At 28.5% G+C, this 537-nt stretch carries 2 protein-coding genes; both read right to left on the bottom strand.

Annotated elements, in window-relative coordinates; all coding sequences use genetic code 11:
* Positions 1 to 180 (bottom strand): winged helix-turn-helix domain-containing protein (locus K0039_RS20485; RefSeq protein WP_228106793.1); only part of this gene is annotated, 180 nt, incomplete at its 3' end.
* Between the two features lie 6 nt (positions 181 to 186).
* Positions 187 to 537: response regulator transcription factor (locus tag K0039_RS20490; protein WP_228106794.1), on the bottom strand; the 351-nt coding region annotated here is incomplete at its 5' end.

The raw sequence follows: 537 nt of genomic DNA on the forward strand, positions 1-537 counted from the left end.
CTCCTTCAACCTAAATCCAAACCCCCATACAGTTTCTATTATAATATTTATATCTAAAATTTTTTTACTTAATCTCTTCACTGTATCATCAGCAGCCCTTGTCTCAACTTCTATATCGTATCCCCATACTTTGTTTAATAATTCATCTCTTGAAACTGCTCTATCTATATTTTCAAACAAATAAGTCTATAGGTTATATTCATTTGGTGTAAGGTCTATATTTACATTTTTACTTGTAACGATTTTATTCTTTTTATTTATTATTACATCCCCAAATTTTAATTCCATATTTACCAAGTTACTATATTTATCATAATTTTGTTTTTTTTCAAACTCTATCCTTCTAAATATAGATTTTACTCTCATAACCAAAGACATTGGGCTAAATGGTTTTGTAAAATAATCATCACTACCTAAGGTTATCCCTGTAATATAATCTATATCTGTATCTCTTGCAGTAAGCATGATTATTGGGACTGTACTTTTCTCACGAAGTTTTGTACATACTTCAAAACCACTTGAACCAGGCATCATTAT

It is taken from the genome of Terrisporobacter mayombei, assembly GCF_020748465.1.
GTDB lineage: Bacteria > Bacillota > Clostridia > Peptostreptococcales > Peptostreptococcaceae > Terrisporobacter > Terrisporobacter mayombei.